The organism is Curtobacterium sp. MCBD17_028, assembly GCF_003234875.1.
Taxonomy (GTDB): domain Bacteria; phylum Actinomycetota; class Actinomycetes; order Actinomycetales; family Microbacteriaceae; genus Curtobacterium.
On record NZ_QKTQ01000019.1, the window covers coordinates 43497 to 50266 of the forward strand.

The window sequence follows — 6770 nt, forward strand, 5'->3', positions numbered from 1 at the left end:
CGAGCGTGATCACGCGACCCTCCACACGCAGCCCTCCGCGGCCCCTGGCGCGCGGGGGTGGGTGTGGTACCAACGACGCATGGCCATCGACGACCGTCCGCGCACCTCCACCTCCGAACGCCGTGCCGTCCCGGCCGAGATCAGCCGGTCCTGGCTCCTGGTCGCCGCGACCGCCGAGCACGGCTTCGACCGCGCCGCGCGATCCCGGGCCGACCAGGTCGTGCTCGACATCGAGGACGCGGTCGACCCGAAGCGCAAGCCGGAGGCCCGCGCCACCGTCGCCGCGTGGCTCGCGGGCGGCGGATCGGCATGGGTGCGCATCAACGACGTCACGACGCCGTTCTGGGCGGACGACGTCGAGGCGCTCCGCGGCCTGCCCGGACTGCGGGGCGTGGTCCTCGCCAAGACGGAGGCCGCGGAACAGGTCACCGACACCTGGCACCGCCTCGGGGGCACCCACCCCGTGGTCGCGCTCGTCGAGTCGGCCCTCGGGATCGAGGAGTCCACGGCGATCGCCCGCGCGAAGGGCGCGTTCCGCCTGGCGTTCGGGAGCGGTGACTACCGCCGCGACACCGGTACCTCCGCCGACACCCTGGCCATGGCCTACCCGCGATCCCGGCTCGTGGTCGCGTCACGCGTCGGGGACCTGCCCGGCCCCATCGACGGCCCGACGGTCGGCACGAGTCACCCGATCCTCCGCGAGCAGGCGCAGGTCGCGGTGGCGCTCGGCCTCACCGGCAAGCTGTGCCTCGACACCGACCAGCTGCCCGTGATCAACGAGGTCATCTCGCCCACGCCGGCCGACGTCGCCTGGGCCCGCGACTTCCTCGACGACTTCGAGGCGCGCGACCGCGTGGTCCGGGACGGCAGCGACCTGCCCCGGCTCGGGCGCGCACAGAAGATCGAACGCCTGGCGCAGGCCTTCGGGGTGGAACCCCGATGACCGGGGGGACGGACGGCGGCGCGCCGGACGGCAGCCGGGCCTCCCGGCCGCACATGGAGACGCAGGCCGAACGGGAGGCCCGGATCGCGTGGGAGCAGGGCGGCACCTCGCTCATCCCACCGGTCGGGCGCATCGCCGACCGGGTGGTGACGGTCCTGTTGCTGGCCGCGACCGGCGTCATGACCATCGTGACCGCCGTGATCGCGCTCGTCGCGGTCCTGGCATCGGCACCGCGATGCCACCCGGCGAGCGGGTGCTCGACCGGAGCGCTCGTCGGCGGCGGCGCGCTCGCGGCCGGCGGTGCGTTCGTCGTCGGGGTCGCGGCGCTCGTCCTGGCGGTGTGGGCCTGGATCCGTCGGCGGAGCTCGTGGTGGATCGCCGCGATCGGCTTCGTGGTGGCCGTCGGATGCGTCGTCGGCGGCGGGGTCCTGTCCGCGTCGGCACTCGGCGACCTCGGCGGCACGACCCCGGCCGGTGACTCTCCGTGGCCCGGCGGGAGCGGGACCTGACAACCCCCAGGACCGCGAGGGGCCGGATCGGTGCGACGATGAACGCGTGCCGACCGCGACCGACCTGTTGACCATCGGCGAGCTGTCGCGCCGGTCGGGGATCGCCCCGTCGGCCATCCGGTACTACGAGGAACGCGGTCTCGTGACGGCGGAACGGACGGCCGGCAACCAGCGACTGTTCCCGCGCCACACGCTCCGTCGGCTCGCGGTCCTCGCCGCCGGGCAGCGAGCCGGTCTGTCCCTCGCCGAGATCCGCGAGGCGTTCGACGCCCTGCCCGCGGACCGTGCCCCGAACCCGGCGGAGTGGACGGCGCTCTCACGACGATGGGCCGACGCGGTCGACACCCGGATCCGCGAGCTCGAGGCCCTCCGCGACGACCTCGACGGCTGCATCGGGTGCGGCTGTCTGTCCCTGACCCGCTGCGCCCTTGTCAACCCCGGGGACGGCGCCGCCCGCTCCGGCCCCGGTCCGCACCAGTTGCACGGAGTACGCACGGGGTCGCGGCTGCACGAGGCGCGCTCGGGCGGGGACACCGGCATCGTCGCCGACACGAACGCGGCACGGTTCGAACCGACCGAGCGGCCCGCATGACCAGGAAGGACCTCGTGACCTACACGACCCCACCCACGACCATGACCCGCCCCGACCTGCAGGGCACGCACGGCATGAGCGCCTCGACGCACTGGCTGGCCACGGCCTCGGCGCAGTCGGTACTCGAGCGCGGGGGCAACGCGTTCGACGCGGCCGTCGCCGGGGCGTTCGTGCTCCACGTCGTCGAGCCGCACCTCAACGGCCCGGGCGGCGACATGACCGCGGTGTTCGCCACCGCGGCGGACCCCACGCCCGTCGTGCTCATGGGGCAGGGCCCGGCTCCCGCCGGTGCGACCGTCGAGCACTACCGCGGCGAGGGTCTGGAACTCGTGCCGGGGTCGGGCGCCCTCGCGGCCGCCGTGCCCGCCGCCGTCGACGCGTGGCTGCTGCTCCTCCGGGACCACGGCACGTGGGACCTCGCCGACGTCCTGGCCTACGCCATCGGGTACGCGCGCGACGGCCACCCGGTCGCCGCCCGCGTCGCCGACACGATCGGCCGCGTCGCCGACCTGTTCACGGAGCACTGGCCGTCCTCCGCCGAGCGCTGGATGCCCGAGGGCCGGATCCCCGTCGCCGGCGAGGTCGTCCGGAACACCGCGTACGCGGACGTGCTCGAGCGGCTCGTCGCGGCCGGAGAGGGCTCGGCGGACCGGTCGGCACGGATCGACGCGGCCCGGGACGCCTGGGCGTCGGGGTTCGTCGCCGAGGCCGTCGAGCGGTTCGTCCGGACGCCGCACCGGCACTCGTCGGGCACCGACCACGCGGGCGTCATCACGGCTGCCGACATGGCCGGGTTCCGGGCCACGTACGAGCCCGCGGTGACGCTCGAGTTCCGCGGCCACACCATCGCGAAGACCGGCGCCTGGGGGCAGGGGCCCGCACTGCTGCAGACCCTCGCCATCCTCGAACCGCTCGACGACGCCCTGCTCGACCCGTCGACGGTCGAGGGCGCGCACACCATCGTCGAGGCGCAGAAGCTCGCCCTCGCCGACCGCGAGGCGTACTACGGCGACCACGACGTGCCGCTCGAGCGGCTGCTGTCCGCGGCCTACGCAGCCGAGCGACGCGCGCTCATCGCTGACCGGGCCTCCGCCGAGATCCGCCCGGGCGACGCCGGCGTGCCGGCCGGCGCCATGCCCCCGCTCCGCACCGAGTACCTGCCGCCGGCGCTCGACGAGCGCCCCGAGGGCGTCGGGGAACCCACCGTCGACTCGTTCGCCGGCGCGGAACCGCACGTCGGCCCCGACGGCCAGACGCGCGGCGACACGTGCCACATCGACGTCGTCGACCGCTGGGGCAACATCGTGTCGGCCACCCCGTCCGGCGGATGGCTCCAGTCCTCGCCGACGATCCCCGAGCTCGGCTTCTGCCTCGGCACGCGGTTGCAGATGACCTGGCTCGAGGAGGGCACCGCCTCGACGCTCCGCCCCGGGCTGCGTCCGCGCACGACGCTCACCCCGACGCTCGTGCTCCGCGACGGCGAGCCCGTCGTCGCCCTCGGCTCCCCCGGCGGTGACCAGCAGGACCAGTGGCAGCTGCTCTACCTGCTCCGGACGATCGTCGGCGGCTGGTCGCCGCAGCAGGCGATCGACGCCCCGGCGCTGCACACGACCTCGTTCCCGGGGTCGTTCTGGCCGCGCACGTGGGAGCCGGCGGGGATCGTCGTCGAGGACCGGATCGGGGACGACGTCATCGCCGGCCTGGAGGCCCGGGGGCACGTCGTCACGCGCGCCGGCGGTTGGACCCTCGGTCGCCTCTCGAGCGTCGGCCGCGACCCACGGACCGGTGTCCTGTCGGCCGCCGCCAACCCGCGGGGCGAGCAGGCGTACGCCGCGGGGCGCTGAAGGTCTGCTCGTCGCCGGCCGCGTTCCCGCTGACCGCTGATCCCTCCACCGGGGCCGGAGAGCTGTCGACATCCACAGGGATGCCTCGCGGGGAACCGGCTCGGTGCGGGCGGCGCATGCTGGAGCCATGAGACAACGGACCATCGGAGACACCGACGTCAGCGCCATCGGTCTGGGCGGCATGCCCATGTCCATCGAGGGGCGACCGGACGAACGCCGCGCGATCGCGACCATCCACGCCGCGCTCGAGGCCGGGGTGACCCTCATCGACACGGCGGACGCCTACCACCTGGGCGGCCACGACGAGGTCGGGCACAACGAATCGCTCATCGCCAAGGCCATCGCGGAGTACGGCGGGGACACGTCGCACGTCGTCATCGCCACGAAGGGGGGACACCTGCGCCCCGGGCCGGACGAGCGGTGGACCCAGAACGGCGACCCGGCCTACCTCAAGGAGGCCGCCAGGGCATCGGCGAAGCGCCTCGGCGTCGAGGCCATCGACCTCTACCAGTTCCACCGGCCCGACCCGGCCGTGCCCTACGCCGACTCGATCGGTGCCCTGGTCGACCTGCTCGACGAGGGCGTCATCCGCATGGCGGGCATCTCGAACGCCGACGTCGACCAGATCCGACAGGCGAACGAGATCCTCGACGGGCGGCTCGTGTCCGTGCAGAACCAGTACTCGCCGGCGTTCCGCACGAGCGAGGTCGAACTCGTCCTGTGCGACGAGCTCGGCATCACGTTCCTGCCGTGGGCTCCGCTCGGCGGCATCACGTCGGCCGGTGACCTCGGGGCCATCCACGAGGCCTTCTCGATCGTCGCGCGCGAGCACGACGTCTCCCCGCAGGTGATCGCACTGGCGTGGGAGCTGCAGAAGAGCGACGTCGTCATCCCGATCCCGGGTGCGTCACGACCGCAGTCGATCCTCGATTCCGTGCGGGCGGCCGACGTCAAGCTGCGGCCCGAGCAGATCGAGCGCCTCGACGCCGCGCAGGCACCCGCGGCGTGATCGTGCTCCGCGGTCGGCACGCGGGAACCCGGCGGACGACATGAGCGCCTTCCTGCGTGACCGGCCGCAGGAGTGGACGTGGGCGCGACGGAACGGGCTGCTGCTCGTCAACCTGATCGCGTTCCTCGTCTTCTTCGCGGGAATGGTGTTCAGCGGCTGGCACGTCGCGAACGCCGACGCACTCGAGCACGGCCGGGCGGCGGAGTCCCTCGGCGCGTTCCTGCGGAGCGGGGACTTCGTCGAGGCGACGTTCGAGAACTGGGAGAGCGAGTTCCTCCAGATGGGGTCGTACGTCGTGCTGACGTCGTTCCTGTTCCAGTGGGGGTCGAGCGAGTCGAAGCCCCTGGACGAAGCGGCCGAGCAGGACGAGGACCCGCGGGAGCACCGGGACGACGCTCGTGTCCCCTGGCCGGTCCGGCGCGGGGGCCTGGCACTCGTGTTGTACGAGAACTCGCTGCTCATCCTCTTCGCGCTGTTGTTCGTCGGCAGCGTCGTGGGGCACGTCCTCGGCGGTGCTGCGGCCTACAACGAGGACCAACGCGAGCACGGCGGTGCCGTCGTCTCCGGGTGGGGCTACCTCGCCACGAGCCAGTTCTGGTTCGAGTCGATGCAGAACTGGCAATCGGAGTTCATGGTGATCTCGGTCATGATCGTGGCCACCGTGTGGCTCCGGCAGCGCGGCTCGACCCAGTCGAAACGGGTGGCCGCGCCCCGGGACGACACCGGCACGGAAGGCTGAGGAGCCCGGCGTAGCGTCGACCGCATGCACGCCATCACGTTCGACGCTCCCGGCGACGAGGCCGTCCTCGTCTGGTCCGACGTCCCCGACGCCGTCGCCGGTCCGGGTGAGGTCCTGATCGCCGTCGCCGCCGCCGGCATCAACAACGCGGATCTGCTCCAGCGGCGGGGGCACTACCCGGTGGCGCAGGGTGCCTCGCCGATCCTGGGGCTCGAGTGCTCCGGCACGATCGCCGCGGTCGGCGAGGGCGTCAGCGACTGGCACGTGGGCGATCGGGTCTGCGCGCTGCTGAGCGGCGGTGGGTACGCCGAGCTCGTGGCCGTCCCCGCCGCGCAAGTGCTCCCGGTCCCCGACGACCTCGACCTCGTCGCGGCCGCGGGTCTGCCCGAAGCCGCGTGCACGGTGTACTCGAACGTCGGGATGGTCGCGGGCCTGCGTCCGGGGCAGTCGCTCCTCGTGCACGGCGGCGGCAGCGGCATGGGGTCACACGCCATCCAGTGGGCGAACGCCCTCGGCGCCCGCGTGTTCGCGACCGCGGGCAGCACGCCGAAGCTCGAGGCAGCCCGGCGGTTCGGCGCCGACGTCGTCATCAACCACCGCGACGAGGACTTCGTCACCGTCGTGCGGGAGCAGACCGACGGCGCCGGGGTCGACGTCGTGCTCGACATCGTGGGGCCGACCTACCTGCAGCGGAACCTCGAAGCGCTCGCGGTGAACGGCCATCTCGTCGTCATCGGCAGCACGGGCTCGGCCCCGGACGCCCCGCTCGACCTCGGGCTCCTCATGCGGAAGCGCGCCAGTGTCACCGCCACGACGCTCCGTGCTCGTCCGGCCGAGGAGAAGGCCGAGATCGTCGCCGCGGTCCGTCGCGAGGTCTGGCCGTTCGTCGAGCGTGGTCGGGTCGCGCCGGTCGTCGACACCGTGCTGCCCATGGCGCAGGCCGCCGACGCGCACCGCCTGGTCGCGGAGGGCGCCACGATCGGCAAGGTCCTCCTGACCCCCTGACCCCTCCGGCCGCCCCCGCCATCCGGTGAGATCGCAGTCGTTGCCGCTCTGAGTCTGGTCAGAGCGGCAACGACTGCGATCTCGCGGAGGAGGGCCGGGCCGGGCCGGGCCGGCCGGGCCGGGCCTGTC

Annotated in this window: 6 protein-coding genes and 1 pseudogene; all 7 read left to right on the plus strand. The window is 73.6% G+C overall.

The features are described 5' to 3' along the window. Window positions 1-79 precede the first annotated feature (79 nt). The 7 genes and pseudogenes from DEI86_RS14830 to DEI86_RS14860 all read left to right on the plus strand — a co-directional run bounded on the left by DEI86_RS14830 (window position 80) and on the right by DEI86_RS14860 (window position 6641). Window positions 80-943, plus strand: a complete 864-nt coding sequence (locus DEI86_RS14830; protein ID WP_111036696.1) for a CoA ester lyase — start codon at window positions 80-82, stop codon at window positions 941-943. Beyond that, window positions 919-1452 (plus strand): annotated as a pseudogene (locus DEI86_RS14835) (DUF6264 family protein); the annotation flags it as partial. The gene DEI86_RS14830 and the pseudogene DEI86_RS14835, both read left to right, overlap by 25 nt. 46 nt (window positions 1453-1498) lie before the next feature. Next, the gene (gene soxR, locus DEI86_RS14840) at window positions 1499-2044 is read left to right on the plus strand and encodes a redox-sensitive transcriptional activator SoxR (protein WP_111010444.1); all 546 of its coding nucleotides are present in this window, start codon (window positions 1499-1501) and stop codon (window positions 2042-2044) included. Beyond that, window positions 2041-3888: a gamma-glutamyltransferase family protein gene (locus DEI86_RS14845; protein WP_258376573.1), complete on the plus strand. Its 1848-nt coding sequence runs from the start codon at window positions 2041-2043 to the stop codon at window positions 3886-3888. The genes soxR and DEI86_RS14845 overlap by 4 nt, the downstream gene beginning before the upstream one ends. Window positions 3889-4015: 127 nt before the next feature. Continuing rightward, window positions 4016-4897, plus strand: coding sequence for an aldo/keto reductase (locus DEI86_RS14850; protein ID WP_111050024.1), 882 nt, complete (start codon window positions 4016-4018; stop codon window positions 4895-4897). Window positions 4898-4937: 40 nt separating this feature from the next. Next, a complete protein-coding gene (locus tag DEI86_RS14855; protein ID WP_111050025.1) occupies window positions 4938-5636 on the plus strand; it encodes a DUF6766 family protein in 699 nt (232 codons plus the stop codon). 24 nt (window positions 5637-5660) lie between these two features. Further along, on the plus strand, window positions 5661-6641 hold the full coding sequence (locus DEI86_RS14860; protein WP_111050026.1) for an NAD(P)H-quinone oxidoreductase: 981 nt from the start codon (window positions 5661-5663) through the stop codon (window positions 6639-6641). Window positions 6642-6770 lie beyond the last annotated feature (129 nt).

Coding starts and splice junctions, on each gene's coding strand:
- DEI86_RS14855 (WP_111050025.1), top strand. CDS start 4,938: ATGAGCGCCTTCCTGCGTGACCGGCCGCAGGAGTGGACGTGGGCGCGA.
- DEI86_RS14830 (WP_111036696.1), top strand. CDS start 80: ATGGCCATCGACGACCGTCCGCGCACCTCCACCTCCGAACGCCGTGCC.
- DEI86_RS14860 (WP_111050026.1), top strand. CDS start 5,661: ATGCACGCCATCACGTTCGACGCTCCCGGCGACGAGGCCGTCCTCGTC.
- DEI86_RS14850 (WP_111050024.1), top strand. CDS start 4,016: ATGAGACAACGGACCATCGGAGACACCGACGTCAGCGCCATCGGTCTG.
- DEI86_RS14845 (WP_258376573.1), top strand. CDS start 2,041: ATGACCAGGAAGGACCTCGTGACCTACACGACCCCACCCACGACCATG.